Annotated in this window: 17 protein-coding genes and 4 pseudogenes; 9 read left to right on the top strand and 12 right to left on the bottom strand. The window is 68.3% G+C overall.

The features are described from left to right. Window positions 1–590 precede the first annotated feature (590 nt). Entirely contained in the window at window positions 591–860 is a 270-nt protein-coding gene (locus ACIOC0_RS06690; RefSeq protein ID WP_402153044.1) for a hypothetical protein, read from the bottom strand. Between the two features lie 272 nt (window positions 861–1132). On the opposite strand from ACIOC0_RS06690, the pseudogene ACIOC0_RS06685 reads away from it, so the two are divergent. Further along, window positions 1133–1963: pseudogene (locus ACIOC0_RS06685) on the top strand (IS5 family transposase). A 262-nt stretch (window positions 1964–2225) separates the two neighbouring features. Here the strand turns inward: ACIOC0_RS06685 and ACIOC0_RS06680 are convergent. Next, complete coding sequence (locus ACIOC0_RS06680) at window positions 2226–2690, bottom strand: MarR family winged helix-turn-helix transcriptional regulator (protein WP_402153042.1); 465 nt, start codon at window positions 2688–2690, stop codon at window positions 2226–2228. Window positions 2691–2807: 117 nt separating this feature from the next. Here ACIOC0_RS06680 and ACIOC0_RS06675 point away from each other — a divergent pair. From ACIOC0_RS06675 to ACIOC0_RS06665, 3 genes and pseudogenes are all read left to right on the top strand, one after another. Then, window positions 2808–3055, top strand: a pseudogene (locus ACIOC0_RS06675) (IS5/IS1182 family transposase); the annotation flags it as partial. Then, on the top strand, window positions 3035–4300 hold the full coding sequence (locus tag ACIOC0_RS06670; RefSeq protein WP_402153262.1) for an IS701 family transposase: 1266 nt from the start codon (window positions 3035–3037) through the stop codon (window positions 4298–4300). The pseudogene ACIOC0_RS06675 and the gene ACIOC0_RS06670, both read left to right, overlap by 21 nt. 131 nt (window positions 4301–4431) lie before the next feature. Beyond that, window positions 4432–5553 carry an IS630 family transposase gene (locus tag ACIOC0_RS06665; protein WP_402153040.1) on the top strand — a complete coding sequence of 374 codons (1122 nt, stop codon included), beginning with the start codon at window positions 4432–4434 and terminating at the stop codon, window positions 5551–5553. Window positions 5554–5669: 116 nt separating this feature from the next. Here ACIOC0_RS06665 and ACIOC0_RS06660 read toward each other — a convergent pair whose 3' ends face one another. The 4 genes from ACIOC0_RS06660 to ACIOC0_RS06645 form a co-directional block, all read right to left on the bottom strand. Then, window positions 5670–6164: a DUF3995 domain-containing protein gene (locus ACIOC0_RS06660; protein ID WP_402153038.1), complete on the bottom strand. Its 495-nt coding sequence runs from the start codon at window positions 6162–6164 to the stop codon at window positions 5670–5672. A gap of 115 nt (window positions 6165–6279) precedes the next feature. Beyond that, window positions 6280–6624: a DUF6191 domain-containing protein gene (locus ACIOC0_RS06655; protein ID WP_402153036.1), complete on the bottom strand. Its 345-nt coding sequence runs from the start codon at window positions 6622–6624 to the stop codon at window positions 6280–6282. 481 nt (window positions 6625–7105) lie between these two features. After that, window positions 7106–7510 (bottom strand): cupin, encoded by a 405-nt coding sequence (locus ACIOC0_RS06650; protein ID WP_402153034.1) that lies wholly within the window; start codon window positions 7508–7510, stop codon window positions 7106–7108. Further along, window positions 7507–8955 (bottom strand): MFS transporter, encoded by a 1449-nt coding sequence (locus ACIOC0_RS06645; RefSeq protein WP_402153032.1) that lies wholly within the window; start codon window positions 8953–8955, stop codon window positions 7507–7509. The genes ACIOC0_RS06650 and ACIOC0_RS06645 overlap by 4 nt, the downstream gene beginning before the upstream one ends. 57 nt (window positions 8956–9012) lie before the next feature. On the opposite strand from ACIOC0_RS06645, the gene ACIOC0_RS06640 reads away from it, so the two are divergent. Then, window positions 9013–9681: a TetR/AcrR family transcriptional regulator gene (locus ACIOC0_RS06640; RefSeq protein WP_402153031.1), complete on the top strand. Its 669-nt coding sequence runs from the start codon at window positions 9013–9015 to the stop codon at window positions 9679–9681. A gap of 128 nt (window positions 9682–9809) precedes the next feature. Here the strand turns inward: ACIOC0_RS06640 and ACIOC0_RS06635 are convergent, their stop codons facing one another. Then, the gene (locus tag ACIOC0_RS06635) at window positions 9810–9938 is read right to left on the bottom strand and encodes a hypothetical protein (protein ID WP_402153029.1); all 129 of its coding nucleotides are present in this window, start codon (window positions 9936–9938) and stop codon (window positions 9810–9812) included. A gap of 278 nt (window positions 9939–10216) precedes the next feature. On the opposite strand from ACIOC0_RS06635, the pseudogene ACIOC0_RS06630 reads away from it, so the two are divergent. Beyond that, a pseudogene (locus ACIOC0_RS06630) lies at window positions 10217–11098 on the top strand (transposase); the annotation flags it as partial. A 157-nt stretch (window positions 11099–11255) separates the two neighbouring features. Next, complete coding sequence (locus tag ACIOC0_RS06625) at window positions 11256–12800, top strand: PstS family phosphate ABC transporter substrate-binding protein (RefSeq protein WP_402153027.1); 1545 nt, start codon at window positions 11256–11258, stop codon at window positions 12798–12800. A 211-nt stretch (window positions 12801–13011) separates the two neighbouring features. On the opposite strand, the gene ACIOC0_RS06620 is transcribed toward ACIOC0_RS06625, so the two are convergent. From ACIOC0_RS06620 to ACIOC0_RS06605, 4 genes are all read right to left on the bottom strand, one after another. Next, the gene (locus ACIOC0_RS06620) at window positions 13012–13635 is read right to left on the bottom strand and encodes a hypothetical protein (protein WP_402153025.1); all 624 of its coding nucleotides are present in this window, start codon (window positions 13633–13635) and stop codon (window positions 13012–13014) included. Then, window positions 13632–15347 carry a PHP domain-containing protein gene (locus ACIOC0_RS06615; protein ID WP_402153023.1) on the bottom strand — a complete coding sequence of 572 codons (1716 nt, stop codon included), beginning with the start codon at window positions 15345–15347 and terminating at the stop codon, window positions 13632–13634. Before ACIOC0_RS06615 ends, ACIOC0_RS06620 begins: the two co-directional genes overlap by 4 nt. Before the next feature lie 359 nt (window positions 15348–15706). Further along, window positions 15707–16075, bottom strand: coding sequence for a hypothetical protein (locus tag ACIOC0_RS06610; RefSeq protein WP_402153021.1), 369 nt, complete (start codon window positions 16073–16075; stop codon window positions 15707–15709). A gap of 3 nt (window positions 16076–16078) precedes the next feature. Then, window positions 16079–18094: a transposase gene (locus ACIOC0_RS06605; RefSeq protein WP_402153019.1), complete on the bottom strand. Its 2016-nt coding sequence runs from the start codon at window positions 18092–18094 to the stop codon at window positions 16079–16081. A gap of 124 nt (window positions 18095–18218) precedes the next feature. Here ACIOC0_RS06605 and ACIOC0_RS06600 point away from each other — a divergent pair, with 124 nt between their 5' ends. Both ACIOC0_RS06600 and ACIOC0_RS06595 read left to right on the top strand, forming a co-directional pair. Next, entirely contained in the window at window positions 18219–18359 is a 141-nt protein-coding gene (locus ACIOC0_RS06600; RefSeq protein ID WP_402153017.1) for a hypothetical protein, read from the top strand. Between the two features lie 590 nt (window positions 18360–18949). After that, window positions 18950–19291: pseudogene (locus tag ACIOC0_RS06595) on the top strand (transposase); the annotation flags it as partial. Between the two features lie 124 nt (window positions 19292–19415). Here ACIOC0_RS06595 and ACIOC0_RS06590 read toward each other — a convergent pair. Beyond that, the gene (locus ACIOC0_RS06590) at window positions 19416–21116 is read right to left on the bottom strand and encodes an IPT/TIG domain-containing protein (protein WP_402153015.1); all 1701 of its coding nucleotides are present in this window, start codon (window positions 21114–21116) and stop codon (window positions 19416–19418) included. Window positions 21117–21141: the final 25 nt, after the last annotated feature.

Here is a 21141-nt window from a genome sequence, read left to right as displayed (position 1 = left end):
CCCAGAGCGGAGCCGCCGCACGTCCCGCACGAGCATGTACGAAGCGCTCAGGAAGATCGCAACTCCAGCCACGAGCCAGAAGAACGATGCTCCCCAGAGCGATACTCACGAACGCCAAGAACGAGCAGCATCCCGCTGACAAGGACACCGAAGGCCGAGATCAGAGCGCTGATGCGGTTAGTCACACGAACATCATCAGCGACAACTTCGGCCAGCGGAAGTGATCCAAACGAATCGGCCTAGCCGACGGGCGAAGACGGGGTCGGCCGGGCGTGTCCGCATCACCTCGCCGGCCAGCCGGGCCGCTGCGTTGATCGGATCACCCGTCATCAGAGGTCTTTCCCCTGACTGGCGCGGGCAGGGTACTCAGCATTTTGCCCGCGCCAACGGTGCTTTTGTCTGAGGCACTTCACGCGTTCCGGTGCAATCCCTGGCTCGGTGGCGCAGGACCGAGCCAGCCTCGGGGGCGTCATCCGGCCCCAGGCCGCCGCGCCTCCTGCGGGCCCGGACAGGACAGGCCGTGCCCTCGCAGTCCCGTCCGGAGTTGGGCCTCAGTCGATCAGAGTGGATCCTCCTCTATGCCACTGCCTTCAGCCCGCGTAAACACGTACCTTAGGGTCGGAACCGGGTACGTCAGCGGGCAGACCTCGGCGTTCGATGCTTCCATCGATGAGCCCGACGAGGAAGGCTAGCGCACCACCAGAGAATTCCCACCACTCCAGGTTCCGACTGTTGACCACAACACTCCAGTCATCCGGATTCTCACTCGTGACGTGCCAGTAGAACACGTCACCAGACAGCGACTCGCTCCATGGAATCAGACCACCGGAATCGGGATAAGCGACATATCCCTCGGACATGTCATCCTCCTGGAGATCTCGCAAGATCTCCAGCTCCCGGAATAGTCCTCCGACGAAGTCTCGTTCTCGGCCCGGAGTCGGGAGAGGGATGCGCAAGAAATCGTCGAATTCAAGCGTTGCGTAGCTTGCAGCCAACTCTTTGAAGTCACTAGGCAGTCCGACTCCAAGTACGTCAGCAATTTCCCCGAAGTTCACTTCCCGTAGCGCTGGGGCTCGATGCGCGGACAGGCCAGTGACCAAGCGTTCCAAATCCGATACTCTCAGCATGTCGTCTGCCAGTCCTGGATGTTCTTCACCGTCACGTCCGATGGGCCCTGATCGAGCCGACACTGACGACCTGGCGAAACGCCCGTCTCGAACACCGGCCAACAGGTCCCGGCGGCCAAAGTCGACTTACGCGACGTATTCGACGCACTCCTCTACCTGAACCGCACATGGATACCCTGGAAATACCTCCCACACGACTTCCCGGGCCACGGCACCGTCTACTTCTACTACGCCGCCTGGCGTGACGAGGGAATCTTCGCCCAGCTCAACTACGACCTGACCGGCCTGGCCCGCGTAAAGGAAGGCCGCAAGCCCGAGCCGACCGCTTCCGTCATCGACACCCAGAGCGTCAAGACCTCCACCAACGTGCCCCTGACCAGCCAGGGAACGGACGCCGCGAAGAAGATCGTGGGCCGGAAGCGGGGCATCCCGACCGATACGATCGGCCTCATCCTCGCCGTGACCGTCGCCAGCGCCGGCCTCTCCGAGAACGCCATGGGAATACGCCTCCTCGACCAGGCGAAAGAGACCTACCCGACCATCGCGAAAAGCTGGGTCGACACCGGCTTCAAGAACGCTGTCATCGAGCACGGGGCCCGCCTCGGAATCGACGCTGAAGTAGTCAACCGCAACCCAGAAAAGCGCGGCTTCCACATCGTGAAAAGACGCTGGGTAGTGGAGCGGAGTATCGGCTGGATCATGATACACCGCCGTCTCGCCCGCGACTACGAGACGCTCACGGCCAGCTCCGAAGCAATGATCACATCGCCTCGATCGACAACCTCGCCAAGCGCATAACGGACGAGACCACTCCAACCTGGCGAGGAACCTACTAGGGCATACAGGGCAATACGCCTAGATCAAATGCCCTCTAAGAAGTCAAGCGGCCTTCCTTGGCTGAGACCGGCTTGTGAGCTATGAGCTGGGAGAGGACAAGACGTGTGTTCATCGCCAGCGAAGACCAGGTGTGGGGTACGGCTGCTGCTGCCAGGGTGTGCTCAATCCGGTGAACGGGGCAATCCAGGACGACTCCGACGCCGTGATCACACCAGCCACACCGAGATGTTCTCACCCGGGTACGGCCGCCTACGGCACCCGTCAGTCGGGCAGGTTGCCGTCACCGCCCAGGTTGGCGACCATACGTCGCAGGACGTTGACTGTGGTCACGAAGTCGGCCGTATCAATGCCTTCATGCATCTGCTGATGTACGCGCAAATTGCGCTCCCTGGCCCGCAGCCGCCCCTCCTCTCCTGCCTCGGTCAAAGTCAGGAGCCCTGCGTCCTCCGTCAGCCAACCGCGGGCAACAAGGTCATCGAAGACACTATTGAAGTCGATCCCGAGGTCCTCGTACTTCGCCAGCCGCTCGACCAACATTGCGCGGGTCCACTTACCCGGCTCCCCGGCAACGTGATTGAGCGTCCACCAATGCGGCTGCGTGAGATCCTCCACCGCTAACTGCGCACGGAGGGCACCGACCACGTGCCGGTACGCCTCGCCGGTCCATGAACCGATGGGCTGAGCAGCCAACTCCTCCTGCGAGTACTCCCTGAGCATCACGCTCACGTGCCCCTCCTTCTCGTGATGGACAGAACGCGAACACCGTAAACCCTCAAGTTCAGTTGAGGTCAAGGCGTTTCAGGGCCCGTTCACAGCATCACGCGAGGCGGAACCCTGAGGGGCGCGGTCGACCGCCGCGGCCTGCCCCTGTCGATCGGCATCTCCGCCGCGAACCTCCACGACAGCCAGGCGCTCGTCCCGGCGGTCCGCGGCATCCCGCTATCCGCTCACGTCGTGGCCCCCGACGTCGACGGCCCGGAAAGCTGCACGCAGACAAGGTCTACGACTGTCAGCACCTACGACGGTGGTTGTCCTCCCGCGGCATCCAGCACCGCATCGCACGCAAAGGCATTGAGTCCTTCCAACGGCTGTTGGCGTTGTACGTGGCGGATGTGTTCGCCTCGGTGCCGCGCAAGGACCAGCGGGCCCAGGGCGACTGCTACCTGCGCGGACTGATGCTGGACGGCCGCCGCAAGTCCATTCAGGCCATGGCCTCGCGATTACCGGACGGCAACGAACAGAACCTCCAGCAGTTCGTGAACCAGTCCACCTGGGATCCGGTGCCGGTGCAGCGGCGGCTCTGTGAGCGGATGCTGCCGCTGATCGATCCGGCGGCCTGGGTGATCGACGACGTGTCGGTGCCCAAGGACGGCCGACTGTCGGCCGGCGTGGCCCCGCAGTACTGCGGGGCCTTGGGAAAGAGGGCGAACTGCCAGGTCGCGGTCAGCGTTCACGCCGCGACCGATACCGCGTCCTGCCCGCTGCAATGGCGCCTGTTCCTGCCCAAGGACTGGGCGTCGGACACCGCTCGCCGGGCCCTCGCCCGCATCCCGGCGGAGGTCACGCACCGCGAGAAGTGGCGCCTCGCCCTGGACATGCTCGACACGCTCGCAGCCTGGGGCATGAAGCCTCCGGTCGTGGTGGCCGACGCCGCCTACGGCACCAACGCTCACCTGCGGACCGCGCTGTCCGAGCGGGGACTTGCCTACGTCCTGGCCGTCCGGTCGGACGTGAGCGCCCATCCCTTCGAGACGAAGCCCGTCGCTCCGGCCCGCAAAGGGGCCATCGGCTGCTGGCCCCAGCCCCGCTACCGGCAGACCGCACCGTCGGTGGCAGCCCTGGCCGCCGGCCTCAAGCCGGAGGCATTCACCCCGCTCACCTGGCGGCACGGCTCGAGAGGCGAGCTACGCTCCCGCTTAGCCGCCGTGCGCGTGCGCCCGGCCGGCAAAGCAGTCGAGCGTCCCATCAAAGCCGCGGCCTCGGCCGAACAAGGCTGGTGGGACGGTGTCCTGCCCGACTGCTGGCCGCTGATCGAATGGCCCGCCGATGCCGAGGCACCGACCGATTACTGGCTGTCCAGCCTGCCGGCCGACACCCCGATCGCCGACCTGGTCCGTCTGGCCAAGGTCCGCTGGCGCATCGAGCACGACTACCGCGAACTCAAGCACGGCCTGGGCCTGGACCACTTCGAAGGCCGCTCCTGGCCCGGCTGGCACCACCACGTCACCCTCGTGACCGCCGCCCACGCCTTCCTCACCGAACAGCACCTGGCCCCAAAAGTGCCCGGACCGGTCTCACCCTCTACCAGACCCTCGACGCCCTCCAGGGCGTCCTGAGGTGCTGGACCGGCGTCTGCACCACCTGCCACCAACCCCTGCCCAGCGGACCGCACTCAAGGCCAAGATCGAGACGGACCTAACGGAGTCCTACTAGTGTCCTGCGCCAGTAGTTGATCGTTAGTAGTTGTGTGACTTCTGCTGTTGGTGCGTCAGTTCCTCGTCGGGGCCCGAAGCTGGAGCCGTTGCTGCTGTCTGATGACGAGCGGGCGGTGTTGGAGCGGTGGACGCGGCGGGCGTCGTCGGCCCAGGCGCTGGCTCTGCGCGCGCGGATCGTGCTGGCGTGTGCGGGTTCGGAGGTGCCACCGATCGTCGTGGTCGCCCGCGAGTTGCGGGTGGCCGCCGACACCGTCCGCAAGTGGCGGCGCCGGTTCCTGGCGGAGCGGCTGGACGGCCTGGTCGACGAGCCCCGGCCGGGCCGGCCGCCCACCATCAGCGTGGATCAGGTGGAAGCGGTCGTGGTCACGACGCTGGAGGAGATCCCGAAGAACGCCACCCACTGGTCGCGCAAATCGATGGCGGAGCACAGCGGCCTGTCCAAGTCCACCGTCGGCCGGATCTGGCGGAAGTTCCAGCTCAAGCCGCATCTGACGGACACCTTCAAGCTGTCGACGGACCCGTTGTTCGTGGAGAAGGTCTACGACGTCGTGGGTCTGTATTTCAACCCGCCCGAGGGTGCGGTGGTCCTCTCGGTGGACGAGAAGTCGCAGATACAGGCCCTGGACCGGTCTCAGCCGGTGCTGCCGATAATGCCCGGCATGCCCGAGCGGCGTACCCACGACTACGTCCGCAACGGGCTGACCACCTTGTTCGCCGCGTTCGATGTCGCCACCGGCGAGGTCATCACTGCCCTGCACCGTCGGCACCGAACCGTGGAGTTCAAAAAGTTCCTGATCCGGATCGACAAGGAGGTGCCCGCGCACCTGCAGGTCCACTTGATCGTGGACAATTACGGCACCCACAAGACTCCCGCGATCAAGGCCTGGCTGGCCAAACACCCCAGGTTCGAGTTGCACTTCACCCCGACCGGCTCCTCCTGGATCAACCAGGTCGAGCGGTGGTTCGGCTACCTGGCCCACCAGATGATCCGCCGCGGCGCACACAAGAACATCCAGGCCCTCGAGGCCGACATCAGGGCATGGGTCAAGGACTGGAACGAAGACCCCAAGCCGTTCATCTGGACCAAGACAGCCCAAGAGATCCTCGACTCCCTCGCCCGCTTCTGCCGACGGATCTCTGGCGCAGGACACTAGGCGACCGCGAGTTCGGAGTCGGTGAGCTGCGGTCGCCTGTCCATTCATCGGCCTGTCTCCAGCTCGTCGTTCGATCTTCACGTGCAGTGGGGTCAGCAGGGTGTTCAGGTCGACATTCAGGCGGTTCCGCTACTCGAACCGTCCGCTCTTCCGAACTCCCGAGCGGACAGTCCGAAGACGAGACAGCCGATCAGGAACCAGGGATTCCACAGCATCAACGTCCACAGCCGCTGTTCCGGGCTGACGTCTGCCTCTTGGCCCGCTGTGTCGGTCAGCAACAGCATTTCAACCGCGATACCGCGCACCAGCAGTACAACGCAAACAGACCACCCCAGAGCCTTGACCACCTGTCCGGCCAGACGATGGGGCCGCGGCCGTGCGAGAAGCCATCCCAGCGCCCCGCCGACAAGGCACAGCATCCCGACACCCCATAAGCCCCCCGCCACGAACCACCCCGGGCGTTTCTCGGCCAAGGGCCCCGCCGAGACACTCAGACCCCAGTTGCCGCCCAGCGCCCAGTAGAAATGAAGCATGGCGAATGCAACTGCCCAGGCACACGCGATACGCCCCCACACGCCCACCGATGTCCTGCTCTGCCGATCTTCATGCATAGCGAGGAGCATGCCATTGCCGTGGCACGCCACCGTGAGAGAGGTGCGGACCCTTCGAAGGGGACGCTGCCTTGGTCTCACAACTGCCGGGCAGAGAGGCTTGCCATGGGGCTCCTCAGGATTGCTGCGCACTCCCGCGCGGCCGGTGAACGGCCTTGCGGTCGGGCGGGAGGACGATGCGGACCGTGCCGCCGACCAGGTCGATACGGGTGTGTGGCGGGGCGCCGTCGTCCTGGTCGTCGCGGCGGTTCGCCGCATGTTGTTGCTGCTCGATCTCGATCGATTTGTTGCCGTTGAATACCAGGTCAAGTTCGTTGAACGCGGATCCTGTCAAGGGGCGGTGCTCAGGACCGCGGCCGCGGTCAAGGACGCTGCGCCGCTTGAATCGCCGCATCATCAACTCGGCTGCACCGCAGACGAACAGCAGAAAGGCCAGCGCCGGAAGCGCGGCACCCCACATAGCCAGCATGCGAGAGAAACGCGGCACCTGCGCCGGAAGTTCCCGTACCTAGTTCGATCCCCGGCACTCCCGCCCTTCAGCTGGCCGTCGCGATCGAACACATCGGACTTGATCGTCCAGGAATAGCAAGAACGACACCTGAACTTCGATGGTTCCGTTCACCAGGAGACAGCCATCGTCACTGTTGCCTGTGGGTGAAACTAACGGCCTGGAGAGCGATTACCAGTGACCGCTGGTGGGGCAGGGTTACGAGACAATGAGCGGCAGGTCTCGGTGGAAGACGGCCATAGCCTGGCCGGGGCCGGTGTAGTCATCTACGACCTTCGGGGACTGCTGCATGATCGGGTGACACCTGACCTGGCCCAGGGGTGGACGGATCCCAGGGGACGAATCAACGAGCAGGCATCCTGCGGCGGTCGCCTTCCCCAGAGCAGTTGCCGCCGGGTGGCCCGGCGGCAGGTTCGGCCGGGTCACCCCGCTGTCAGCGAGTGTCGGTACGTTTTTCGAGGCGGGTGCCGTGGCGAAGGGTGATCGACATCAGGTCGCTGGGGGCGTCCAGCTCCAAGCGGTGCCAGCGGCCACGGGGGACGATCACGGCGGTGCCTGGCTGCAACTGCACCATGTCCTCGGCGCCGCCGGGTTCGGCGGGACGGAAGTAGAGGCGGACACCGCCGGTCAGGCAACACACCGCCTCCTCGGCCTGCGGGTGCATCTCCCAGTGGTCGGCGTGAACGTCGACATCGGTCTCCACGTGGAAGGTCGCGAGCTGCCAGGCGCCGGAGTCGCTGTTCGTCATCTGCCGTTCGGCGGCTTGGACATCGCCGTCGGGGTGGATGTGCAGCGCCGAGGCGAACAGGTCGATGGGTGAGAGGGGTGTCGTCGTCATGACGGCGTTCCTTCCAGTCGGTTCTCTGCGGTGGTGGCGGGGTGCGGGGCGGGTGTTTCGGCCTGGCGACGGGGCAGCACGCTGATCGCCACGACGGCCGCGATCACGAAGAGGGCGGCGGCGATGGCAAGGCCCAGGGCGTAGCCGTCGTTGATTGCGGCAGGGTCGGTTGCCGTGCCGGTGCGGTGTGCGGCAATGGTGGCCAGGGCGGCCAGGCCGATGCAGCCGCCAAGTTGGCGGGAACTGTTCATGAGGCCGGAGGCCGTGCCGGCCTCGTGGGGGGCGACGCCGGTGGTTGCGGCGGCGACGATCGGGGCGATGACCAGTCCGACGCCGGTGCCGGTGATGATGCAGGGGCCGAGCACGTCGGTGAGGAATCCGCCGTCGGGGCTGATGAAGGCGAACCAGGCCAGGCCTGCGGCGGCCAGCAGGGCGCCGGGCACCAGGGACGCACGGGGGGTGCGTGCCGCGGTGACGCGGGTCGCAACGAGGCTGCCCGCGATCAGGCTCGCGGAGAAGGGCAGGAACGCGGCACCGGTTGCCGCGGCACCCATGCCCAGAACCTGCTGCAGGTACAGGGACACGAAGTAGAACGCCGCGAACTGCCCGGCTGTGGAGAAGAACACCAGCACGTTGGCGCCGGCGACCCAGCGGCTGCGCAGCAGGCCCAGGCGCAACAGCGGTGCGGAAGCCCGGGATTCGGTGACGCCGAAGGCGGCCAGGAGCATGGCTGCGGCGACGAGCATCGTCCATGTGGCCGGGGAGTCCCACCCTTGGGCGTCGGTGCGCACGACACCGGTCACCAGCAGTCCGACTCCACCGGTGGCCAGGACGGCACCGAGCACATCCAGCCTCTCGCGCCGGGCGGGGCGTGCTTCGGCGGGCACGCCCGCGCGGACCAGCGCCAGAGCCACCGCGACGATGGGCAGATTGATCAGCATCACCCAGCGCCAGCCCGCGTACTGGGTCAGCAGCCCACCCGCCAGCACGCCCAGCGCTCCGCCTGCGGCGTTCACCCCGCTCCACACCCCGAGCGCGCGCACGCGCTGCGGGCCCTCTGGGAAGGTGGTGGTGAGCATCGCCAGCGCGGCCGGCGTGGCCGCGGCGGCTGCCAGGCCCTGGCCGGCGCGGGCGGCGATCAGTTGCCAGGGTGCCTGGGCGAGTCCGCCCGCCAGCGAGCACAGCCCGAAGACGGCCAAGCCGAGCACGAACAGCCTTCGTCGGCCGTAGAGGTCGCATGCTCGGCCTCCCAGCAGCAGAAAGCCGCCGAGAGTGAGCGCGTACACGTGCACGACCCACGACAGGTCGAGCGGTGCGAACCCCAGCGCGGTGCGGATCGCGGGCAGGGCGACGTTGACCACGGATAAGTCCAGGGCGACGGCGAACTGGGCGACGGCCACGGCTGCCAGCACAGCGCCAGGTCGCCCTCGCGAATTTTTGTACATGTAAGGAAAATAGCGTCAGAGGATCGACGCTGTCGACACCTGGGGGATGATGAGGGCATGCCGCAAACGCCCGCACCGCGCAAAACCCTCGGCCGACCTCCCCGCATCTCCCGCGAGGAGGTCGTCACAGCGGCCCGTCGGATCGTGGACGCGGAAGGCGTGGACCGGCTGACCATGCGGCGGCTGGCCACGGAGATCGGCAGTACGCCGATGGCGCTCTACCACCACGTCCGCAACAAGGAAGAACTGCTCGTCCTGCTGCTGGACGACTACGCAACGCGGACGCTGCACCGACCCGAACTGCCTGCTCAGCCCCGTGAGCGGATCGTCGTCGCCGCTGCCACGATCCACGCGGCGCTCGCCGCCTGCCCGTGGATCGTGGAGGTGCTGACCGCCGACGACCTGATGGCCACATCAGCTCTGTGGTTTGTCGAGCAGATCGTGGACGGCCTGGTCGAATGCGGCCTGTCCCCCGAGCAGGCAGTACACGGCTACCGCGCGATCTGGTACTACACCGCCGGAGAAATCGTGGTCCGCGTGACAGCGGCCCGGCGGCGCACAGACGATGACCGTCCCACCTACCGGGAGCAAGTCTTCGCCGATCTCGACCCGGGCGAGCTACCCCGCTTGGCACAGGTCGCGGACCACTGGGCACCGCTGACCGCCGAGGACACCTATCTGGACGGGCTCCGAGCCCTGGTAGACGGCCTCCTGGCTCCCCGTTGACGTGCTCATTCAGTTCATATTCTCAAGCGCCGATCCGGTGCCAATGCCCCCACCCCCAGATGCCCGCGAAGCCGATCTCATGATCGCTGCGATCTGCTGCTGGTGACCTCCCCGGCGCGGGCGGCGAGCTATTCGGTCCAGTCACGTCTCGCGTAGGCGACCCAGCGGAGCGCGGTGTGGCGGTGCCTCCCGGTCACGTCGGCGAGGATCGGGCTGGGAAGATCAGCCGCGAGGGCGGCCAGTGCCCCGTTGCTCACGGATCGCCGCCTGCGACCTCGCGAAAGACCAGCCCTACGGCCACATCAAGAAGACCAAGAACCGCTCCAGATTCCTGGCGTTGTGCCGCTACCTGCGCAGCCTGGTCGGCCACCGACGCCTCCACCAAGGTCTCGGCGACCGTAGCCAGGGCGGAGAAGGCGTGGGCCACCCAGTCCGTCGTCCAGCGCGTGACGAAACACTACTAGGGGCTGTCTTCAGTTGTGATCAAACCCGGGTTCTGGCCCCGGGGGCGGTGTCGGTCCGGTAGGACTCTGGTGTGACACGTGCGCAACTGACTGACCATGAGTGGGAGTTCATCGGGCCGTTCCTGCCGGTAGGCAGGTTCGGCCCGTACCCCCGAGCGGCTGCGTGAGCAGTTCGAGGGGGTGATCTGGCGGTTCCGCACGGGCAGCCAGCGGCGGGAGATGCCCGAGCGGTTCGGCGCCTGGCAGACGGTCTGCAACCGCTTCATGCGATGGCGGGACGCGGGCGTCTTCCAGACCCTTCTGGAAGAGGCGATCGCCGAGGCCGGCCGCAGGGACGAGATCGACATGTCCCTGGTCAGCGTTGATTCCACCACGACGCGGGCTCATCACGATGCGGCTGGCATGCGGGTCAGCGAGGAGACCCTGGCCGCGCTCGAGGATGCGGCCTCTCAAAAGGGGGAGCGTCCGAGCGACAATGCGGGCCAGACGGCGAAAACGATCCGGTCCAGGCCGAACGGCGACGCATCCGCCGAAGACGGCGGGCCCGGCTGAAGGCCGCCCTGCTCGGCCGGTCCCGCGGCGGACTGACCAGCAAAATCCACCTGGCCGCCGACCGGCGCTGCCGGCCGATGGCGCTGGTCCTGACCGCCGGTCAGGCCGCCGACAGCCCCCAATTCTTCCCGGTCCTGAACAAGTTACGGGTCCGCCTGCCAGTCGGCCGTCCCCGCACCCGACCGGCCGCCGTGGCCGGCGACAAGGCTTACTCCTCCCGCGCCAACCGCGCCTACCTGCGCAAACGCCGCATCAAGGCGGTCATCCCGGAGAAGAAGGACCAGGCCGCCAATCGCAGGAAGAAGGGCAGCCAGGGCGGCAGGCCCGTCACCCACGACACCGGCCTCTACCGTGACCGCAACACCATCGAGCGGGCCATCAACAGGCGCGAGGGCGTACGAGACGCATCGGGCGGTCGACGCGCGGTTTCCGCGAACACCAGGCGAACATCCGTCCACCAGTCGCTGACGGTACGCCAAAAGCGCCCAGCGCACGCGCCTCCGCTCCGTACCGTGTCCGGACGCGTGTGTGACGTGCGAGGATGCGGGGGGCGATCTCGTGGAGTGGTTGAACGCCGAGAACGCGATAGCGGTGGGCACAGCGGTACTCGGCCTCGTGGCCTCGGTCGCCGTCGTCTGGTACGAGCGCCGGATTCCACGCCGCAGACGCATCGGCTTCCGCGTCCAGATGGACACGCCCATCGGCAGCCAGGCCCGTAACGGCAGACGGACCAACGTGCGGCTCGGTTTGTTCAGCGACTTCTCCGACCTGTCCGACGCCACGCTCGTGCTGCTGCGGATCGAGAACGACGGCGTCCAGAGCATCGCCAGCGACGACTACACCAGCCGCGAGCTTCACGGTCTCACCGCGGTCTTCACCGGCCGTACGATCCGCGGCATCGCGGTCACCCAGCCCTCGGAGGCCACCCACTTGATGGGGCACTTCACCCCGGCCGCGGGCCTGCGCTATGAAGGCGACACCCTGCATCTGCCGAAGGTCCCGCTCAACAAGGGCCAGCATTTCAAAGTGCTGGCTCTGCTGACTGGTGGGACGGTCGGCGACGAAGTCGAGGTGACCGGAGGTATCCGCGACGGTGAGGTGAAGCGCAACCAGAGCACGACCGTCGATGACACGCTACCCCTCTTCAGTCGGCCGGCCCGCCTGATCACGGTTCTGTTCACCGTGTGCGTCATCACGCTCGCCTCCATCATCGTCTTACGCAGCGACGTTTCGCCGCCCATCGGCTGCGCCGCGGGAACGCTGACCGTCACCGGATCCACCGCCTTCGGCCCGGCGGCGGAGAGACTGGCGGAGAGCTACGAAAACGCCTGCCCCGGCTCGGACATCACCGTGGATGAGCACGGCAGCACCGCCGGCATACGGGAGCTGGACGCGGCGGGCGCCAAGGCGGCGTCGTCCGGGAGCTCTCCGCCCCTCATCGCCTTCTCCGACGGCCCCAAGCCGAACGGCTACCCGGAGCTCCGCGAGAACCCCGTCGCGGTCTCCCTCTTCACCCTGGTGGTGAACGACCGGGTCACGGTGCGGGATCTGAGCCTGGCCGAGGTGCGGAAGATCTACCAGGGTCAGATCCGCAACTGGAAGGACGTGGGCGGCCCGAACCTGCCCATCCTCCTGGTCAGCCGTGACGCCAATTCGGGTACCCGCGAGGTCTTCCAGCGGCAGGTTCTGCAGCGCAACGAGCCCGCCAACTCTTCCCGGGACTGCCGGACCAAGGACGACCTCGACTCCACGGTCATCCGCTGCGAACTCGACAGCACGACACAGGTGCTGAGTACGGTCGCCCGCCTGCCCGGCTCGATCGGCTACAGCGAACCGCGTGCCGCCTCCGCCACCCATGGCCTGCACTCGCTGAGTATCGACGGGCAGGCGGCATCCATCGAGACCCTCGACACCAGCGGCTACCCCTACCGGGAGATCGAGTACGCCTACACCTATGGTCGCCCGCCCGCCGACTCGCTCGCGGCCAGCTTCGTCAACTACGTGACTCGCGGCGCCGGGCAGGACGTCGTGCGCGACCAGGGGCACTTCCCGTGTCTCAGCCCGGAGGGCCTGCGGCTCTGCGGCGGGCAGAGATCCGCGTAGGCGAAGACCGCGATGCCACCGCAGCCGGCCGTACCAGAAGGCCCCGCGGTAGACGGTCGCCGGGTCGAGCAGGGAGACCCCACCCGAGTGTGCTTCAGGCTGGCGCCGTCGGCACTGCAGGCCTGGCGACCTTCGCAGCCCAGCACGGTACTGACCGACATGGTGGGCCGCTCTGGACGTCCCCTGCCGGGTGCCCGGCAGGGTGGTCTGCTCACGTGTGATCGGCGCAGCAGGGTGTGGGGTTGGGCACTTCGAACGGTGCGAGTGCGCCACCGGCGGCCGGGAGCAGGGCGAGAGTGAGCTGCCCGTCTCGCCATTCGGGCCGTACGTGGTCCTGCGTGAGCACGGGGGTGGCGGGATCGGGTTCCTGGCCATGCGTCGCCGGCTGCCCGATCACGGTGATCCGGTCGATGGCGGTCAGGCCGAGCAGGTCGGCCACGGTGACGGTGCCGGTGAGGCGGTCGACGCCGGGATAGACCACGGCCCGCCCGCCGTGCCGGCGGGCGTGTTCCGCGGCGGCCAGTGCCGACGTGCGGGCCGCCTTCACCGGGCCGAGTTCCCGGTCGGCCAAGGCCGCACTCAGTTCCGGCCTGTCCAGACCGGCGAGTTGCTGCCACACCGACTCAGCCGCATCGACATCGGGGAGGGCCAGGGAGACGGCCGTGGCCGGGCCGTCGTCGCAGCGGATCAGGTGCGTGCACGCGACGGTGCCCGGCGGCAGACCCAAGCCGTCCACCAGGTCGTGAATGAGGCGGTCGGCCTCGCGCAGGTTCTCCAGCCCGGCGTCCACGCCGATGACGGTGTGGACGCCGGGCACATGGTGCGATGCGGTCATGAGGGCAGGACCCACATCGGGTTGGAGTAGAACCACAGGTCGCGCCACGGGTCGGCGTCGCCGACGACGTCGAGAGCCGGGCCGGCTGGGTCGACGGCGGCACCCATCGGGCCGACCGCGGTGCGCTTACCGTCGCTGCCGCGCAACCGGACGTACACCGGCTTGTCCATGCGGCCCAGGGAGTACGTCAGGCGCACGGTGCCGGTGGACTTGTTCACCTCGAAGGACTTGACGACTTTCGTGTCCGGCGTGGTGAACGCGTCCTTGTCGGAGACGGGTCTGGTCACATCTCCCTGGATGACATCCATACGGGCCAGGGTTGGCACGAAGCCAGCCCAGTTGGGGCCGTTGGCCAGGCTGATGTCGACCACCAGATCGACCTTGCTGCCGCGGCGTACGTGCAGCGCGCCGCCCAGGGTGACCGCTCGGCTGCCGGAGCGCAGCTGGGCGTTCAGGCCGCTGATGAGCTGGCCGTGGTCGACCCAAATGCGGCCGGTCCGGATGCCGTCCATGACCGCCTTGTAGGAGAAGGAGGTCGCCCCGACGTGGGTGCGGCTGTAGTAGCCGGGCCAGTAGTCGCCCTCCGTCAGGTCGAGCTTGCCTCCGTAGACGGGATCGGTGTGCTTGCCGTTGGCGGTGTAGTCGCTGTCCGGGCCGCCGCGCACCGCGGTGTCCGCGTAGACCTGGTGGGAGTCAGAGTTGGCGGTGATCCACCACGGCTTGCCCTCGGCGAGGAGGCTGTCCCACAGGCCGCCGACCGTGGAGGTCATCCAGTCGAAGCCGCCCCAGGTGCGGTAGGACTCCAGGGGGTAACCGGGGAAGGAGTTGGCGCTGGGGTTGTTGTCATAGATACCGCGGGCCCGGCCCATCCCGAGCGGCGCGGCGATGCCCGCGGCCTGATGGCCGGGTGCGCCCTCCATGCCGACGGCGATCCGGTGGCGGGGGTCGGTGGCGTCCCGCCAGGCGCGGATCTCGTGCGGGGAATCGATGCCTTTGCGCGCGGGGTGGTTGGCGAGCATCAGCGCGTCCTTCACCTTGCGGCGGCGGACCTGGTCGGCGAGGAAGGTCAGACCGGCGATGGCGAGGGCCTCGTTGGCGGGCGTGGCGGCGCCGGCGCCCCTGACGCCGCCGTCGTAGTCGGTCTCGAACTGCTTGAGTACGGCGACCTCGTTCTTGCCCGGGTGCACGAACACGGTGCCGTGTTCGGCGGCCGGGACGTTCCACTCCAGGCCCTGGAAGACGAGCGTGTCCTCGTACGCGGCCCGCGCCTCGCGGATGTCCGGGTTGACCTTCTCGACGCCGATCCTCGCGTGGGTGGCGTTTCCGTGGTCGGTGATGACCAGCCAGTCCATGCCGTAGCGGGCGCCATGACGGACTTGGTCGACGACGCGGTACTTGCCGTCGTTGCTGTACTGGGTGTGGATGTGATGGTCGCCGGCCAGCCACAGGTACCCCCCGGAACGCGAGCTGTGCGCTGCGGCCATCGGGCCAGTCGACGCGGTTGCCTCCCCCGCACCACTGAGCACGCTGCCCGCCGCCATCCCCGCTCCGAGCAGGCCGGTACGCCGCAGCATGGATCGCCGCGACAGCTGCCCAGGCGTCAGCTCCTCGTCCGGAACGGCGGCGTCGAGGGCCGGCGGCAGGGACGAGGCGTCCGCACTCCCATGGTGGTCATGATGGTGGCCGTGGTCGTGTCTGTGGCCGTGACGCATGTTCAACTCCCGCTGAGGGCAGGGACACTCGTGCTCCAGGACGTGCAGAGTGTGAAAAGCCCGGGTGAATGACGGGAGTCAAGGTGGTGCTGAGGCGAGGAACGCCGGATGTGCAGCCGGAGCGAGCCCTTTCCACCTTCACCGGCGCTCAAAGCACCGCCCGTTCGTTCGGGGCCGGGGGTGATGACGGTCGGCCCGCGGTCGGGATCGAGCCGGTGACTTGTCGGCTCCTCGCCGGGGACGAGGCGGCCGATCCGGCCGCTGTGGACGAGGGTGAACCACAGGGCGCCGTCCGGTCCCGTGGTGAGGGCGTAGGGCCCGGCTGCGCCGTCGGCCACCGTGTGCTCTTCGATGAACATCTAGGTCACATGGCTCAAAGGGGTTTCCCCATACCGTGCTCTGCGGCGATGCGTTCGATGTCGGCCGGTCCGCCGCTTGAGCGCGACGACGCTGCGCCCCTCGGGGAACACCCCCGGATGTGGTCCGTCGGGCAGGCGCTGGCCGGGCCGCGGGACGAATGTCTCGATCAGGAGCGTGCCGGTGTCGGTGAGCATGCGAGCCGCGTTGTGCAGGAACGCCCGCTGGGTGCTCTCGGAGGCCAGCAGGAAGAACGTATTGAACAGGGCGCACACGAGGTCCACGCGCTGGCCTGCCACGTAGTGGGCGGCGTCTGCCGTGATCGGGGTGATGGGCAGGGTGCCGGTCTTCTTCGCCAGCTGGCGGGTCATCGGCTACCAGGGCGAGGGCCTTGGCGACCCGACCGCCGTACTTCGGCGCCGGTCGGCGTCGACAGCGTCGTGGATTGCGGATGCCTGCTCAGGCCAGGACACGACGTTCGCGGTGTCCGTCGCGCTTGCCGGATCCCTGGAGCCACGAGTGCGGTCCGCCTCGGCGTCGCGGGCCTCAACGGCCCGGCGCGATCGCGCGGTCTTCTCCCGCTTCGTCATCTGCGTCGGCCACTGCTCGACCGGGATCGCGGAGCCGAGCAGCTCCAGCAGGACAGGAAGGAGCTCGGCGTCCGACCGAGGCGCCAGGCGCCGTCGGCGGACCTCGCTGAGCAGGTCGTCGACGTTGCGGTCGGAGAAGGCGGGAACTTCGCCTTCCGGCGGCAGCCCCGTCCAGCGCAGCGGGTGCCAGCGCTCATGGTTGACCGGATCCTGGAAGAACACGGTGCGGCGGTCCCGCCGGTCGGAGCGGATCACCCACTTGCCCTTGTGCCGGCCGCCCCGGGCGGAGGGCTGCAGGTAGCGCGGATCATCCAGGACCGGTGCGTGATACCAAAGGCTCCGGATCTTCACTCCCCGCCTCGGGTGGATCTTGACGAAGTGGGACCTGAGTAGCCGGTAGTAGAGGTCCGGCTTGGGAATCTGCAGGGCGAAGCCGCCTTGCTGCATCGCCGCGGCGAACAGCGAGTTGGGACTGTGATCCTCGCCCGGCCCCCAGGCCGGCGCGTACTCACCCAAGGTCCGCTTCTGCCAGACGCCCACGACCCAGCTGGCGATCAGATGCTCCATGCGGTCCTGGGACAACACGGCATCGGCCTCGGGATCGGCCCCGCGGTCGGCGACATCCGGCCCGGTGAACCCCAGCAGGTGCTCCAGCAGCAGAGAGTTGAGCGCGCCGAAGGCCCGCTCGACAGCGAACTTGTCGGTCGGACGCAGGGTGCGGGCCGGAAGGATGTTGCAGCCCAAGGCCCGTTCGGCCTCTACGACCTGGTGGTTCTTGTAAGCGGCACCCTGATCGGTGGTGACGATCTCCGGCGAGAAGAACGGCAGGGCCGCAACTCGGTGACCGGCGAACTGCGCGACCACCGTGGGGGGAACCCCCGGATAGGGCCACTCCATTTCCTCGCCCCAGCCCTCGCGCAGCGGCAGTGGCATCATCACGTCCCGCAGCAGCATCGCGATGTCCACCGCCGTGTCCGCCACCGGCGTCAGGCGGAAGGCAACGATGGAATGGGTGTAGAGATCGAGCGCCAGCCTCAGCATGACCGACACCGGCTCGCCGAAGACGGACTCGCGGACCTTTACCGGCAGTGACGTGGTGTCCAGCGCGACCACCTGGCCCGGCCGGTGCACCACCACCCGGGCCGAGGCGTCCTTGGCCGCTTCGGCGGAACGGACATAGCGCTGGCGGGCGCCGCCGGGTCCGAACCACTCGCGCCAGACGGCCCGCAGCGTGTCGTAACCCGGAACAGCCACGTCGGAGCCGAAGGACTCCCGCACGTACTGGTGGATCAGCCGTTCGCGGCCACGCATGCTCATGCGGGAGCGGTGCAAGGTCTCCTCCCGGACGGCGAAGATCGCCTCGCGCACCTCCTCGGTGATGCTGTGGTGTCCCCCGGAAGCCCGCAGCCACCGGCCATCCGCGCAGCCCAGCAATCCGTCCCGGCGCCAGGCGGCAGCCATCCGTTTCAGCGTGCGCTCACTGACCTGAGCCAGGCCGAGCGCCGCCGCCTCCTCACGACCCAGGGCCTTCAACTCAGCCACCTTCGCCCGGCGACGCTGACCGAGTGTGGTGCGGTCCGGATCGTAGGCCGGCCGGGGCTCGCCCGGTTCGGCCCGGCGGGGGTCACCCGAGCGGTAGCCCGTCTCGGCCTCCAGCAGGTGTGCGGCGCGCAGCCGGGCCTTGGTCTGCTGGTTCTCGGTCAAGTCCTCCCAGGCTGATGGCTGCCGGCCGTCGCTCTGCACTGTCCGGCCGACGCTCACTGCACCGGCTGCCCTGGACGTCGCCGCGCGCGTCTTCATCCCCGTCACCGCCGCGGACGACCACGACGGGGAGCCGTGCGAGCACTCCTTCCTGGCCGCCGCGCTCGGACGCCTGCTGCTGGAGCTCCTGTGCCACAGCGTGCGCCTGGCCGGCCCGCGGGGCATGGCCGACACCATCGTCCGCTTCACCGAGAACATCCTCACCGAGGACCACGGCGGCGTCGCTGACGTCCTGCGCCAGCTGGAGGCCGCGGGGATGAAGCAGGCGATGGAGACGCACCCGGCGCGCCGCACCACCGCGTAGCCGCACCTCCGGGACGGCGATGGTGCGGTGCGGCGCGCATCCCCGGCGCACCACCGCACCACTGTGGTGCGCTCCACCGGCACCACCGCACCGCACCGCGCCACCGCGGTGCGCTCCACCGCACCATCGAACCGCACCGCCGGGCGCCGGCGGCGCGGTCTCCCGGCGTCGCCGCACCGCGCCGGGGCGCGCCACGGCCGGGCGGGCTCCTCTATCGCACACCCCCTCGACCGCGACCTGATCGCAAGCCGAAACCGGCGATGTCAAGGGGAAACGTCGCGGTAGCAGAGCTGGACAAGGGGTGTAGCGGAGCCGGACAAGGGGGTCGCGCGCGTCCGGCCGCACCCGGACAAGGGGTCGGCTTCGGCGAGCGCACCGGTGCGGTGCGAAGCGTCGAGTGCGGCGCACCGCCGCGCGTGAGAGTGCCGGGCACCGTCAGAGTGGTGCGGTGCCGGACGCGGTGGCGCACCATCGCGGTGCGCACCACGGTGGAGTCCATCGTCGTCCGGCGCACCGGAGTGGGCTCCACTCGGTGGAGCCCATCGGGTGGAGGCCACTGAGTGGAATCCACTCGATGTTCTGCATCCGGGACCGGCCCGAAGGTCAGGAACCCCGACACGGCCGACCTGTGGACCTGGCTGATCATCGCCGCTCACACCCAGCTCCGCCTCGCCCGGCCCCTCGCCGAGGACCTCCGCCGTCCCTGGGAACGGCCCGCAGAACCCCGCCGCCTCACCCCCGCCCGGGTCCGCCGGGGGTTTCGCAACGTCCGCGCGACAGCAGTCCGCCCGGCGAGCGCGCCGAAACCGTCCCGACCAGGCCCCGGACGGCCTCCCGGCTCGAAAAACAAACAACGGGCCAGGCGCCACGACGTCGGCAAGACCGTCAAACGCGCCGAATCGATCAAGGAATACCAAGCCCAGCGAGGTTAAACGCCAAGCTAAGCGTGCCAGTGCTATGGGCAGGCGTCGCCGCGCAGGCGTGCAGTGCGAGCTGAGCCGCCGAGCACGAGGACTGCATGCGAGCTCAGATCGCGCACGAGTTTCCCGCGCCGCGTCAGAGGGTGGGTGCGAAGAGGTAGGTGAAGGATCCGGTGGCGGTGCCGCCGGGGGTGGTGACGGTGATGTCGAAGGTGCCTTCCTGTCCGCTGGGCGGGGAGGTGGCGATGAGCGTGGTGTCGGAGACGGTGGTGAAGGCGGCGGGGGCGCCGTTGAAGGTGACCTGGTCGGCTGCGGCCAGGCCGGTGCCGGTGATGGTGACTTCGGTGCCGCCGGCGGTGGGTCCCGTGCTGGGGCTGACGCCGGTGACGGTGGGTGTGCCGAGGTAGGTGTAGAGCAGGCCCTCGGCGCGGCCGCCGGGGGTGATGACGGTGATGGTGACGCCGCCCGACACCGGGGCCCCGACACCGGCCGGTGTCCTGACGTCCAGTTCCGTGTCGGAGACCTTCTGGATGACGGCTCGGCGGGGTCCGAAGTACACGTCGATGGCTCCGGCGAGGTTGCGGCCGGTGATGATGATCTCCTGGTCGCTGCCGGCGACGGGACCTGCGGCGGGGCTGATGCCGGTGAGGGCGGGGACGGGGCGGTAGTAGAAGGTTCCGAGGGTTCCGGTGCCGCCCGGGGTGGTGACCGTCACGGGGACGGCGCCGCTTCCGGCGGGGGCGGTGACGGTCAGCGAGGTGTCCGTGTTGGCGGTGACGACGGCCGACGCGGTGCCGAAGCGGACGGAACTCGCGTTGGCCAGGTGGTGGCCGGTGATCGTCACGCTGGTGCCGCCGGCCGTGGATCCCTGGTCGGGGATCACGGTCGTCGCCATGACGCCCACGCTGCCCGAAGCGTTCTCGGTCACGTAGGCGTAGGTCCCGCTCGGGGTGAACGCGACGCAGGTGGGGCCGTCTCCGACGTCGATGTTCTCCACGACCGTGTGGGTGGCGGTGTCGATCACGCTCACCGTGTCCGGCTCGAAGTTCGCCACGAAGGCGTGGGCGCTGTCGGGGCTCACCGTCACCAGGCGCGGCTGTGAGCTGACCCCCACGGTCGCGGTCACCGTGTTCGTCGCGGTCTCGATGACGCTCACCGTGGAGTCACCGACGTTCGTGACGTAGACGTGAGCCCCGTCGGGCGCCGTGTTGACCAGGATGGGGTTGGGGCCGACGGGGACAGTGCCGGTCACTGTGTCGGTGGCGGTGTCGATCACGCTGACCGTGTTGGAGAAGAGAGACGCGACGTACACCCGCGCCCCGTCCGGCGTGACGGCCAGACCGATCGGTGCGCCCGCGACCGGGACGGTGCCGGTGACGGTGTTGGTGGCGGTGTCGACCACACTCACCAAGTTCGCGTTCTGCACGGACACATAGGCGCGGGCGCCGTCCGGGGTCACCCCCACCACCGACGCCCCCGCCCCGACGGGAACGTCCGCGACGATGGTGTTCGAGGAGGTGTCGATCACGCTGAGGAGACCGTCGGTGTTGACGCTCACGTACACCCGCGTGCCGTCCGGGCCGGCCGCGACGAAGACCGGGTCGGCGCCGGTGGGGATGGTGTGGGTGACGGTGTCGGTGGCGGTGTCGATCACACTCACCGTGTTCGAGGCCCGGTTGGCCACGTAGGCGCGGGTTCCGTCGGGCGTGAGAGCGATGCCCTGGGGCCCGCTCCCGACCGCGATCGTCGTTCCCGACGCGAACGGGAAGGCACCCCGCGGGGAGCCGTGGGCCGGAAGGGACTGCGGATGCATAGACAGCGCCGTCGAGGCGACCATGACACTCCTTGAGACAGGCGAGAGA

The sequence above is a fragment of the Streptomyces sp. NPDC088254 genome (genome assembly GCF_044740925.1).
Classification (GTDB): Bacteria; Actinomycetota; Actinomycetes; order Streptomycetales; family Streptomycetaceae; genus Streptomyces.
This window is presented reverse-complemented; position numbering and strand designations above follow the sequence as displayed.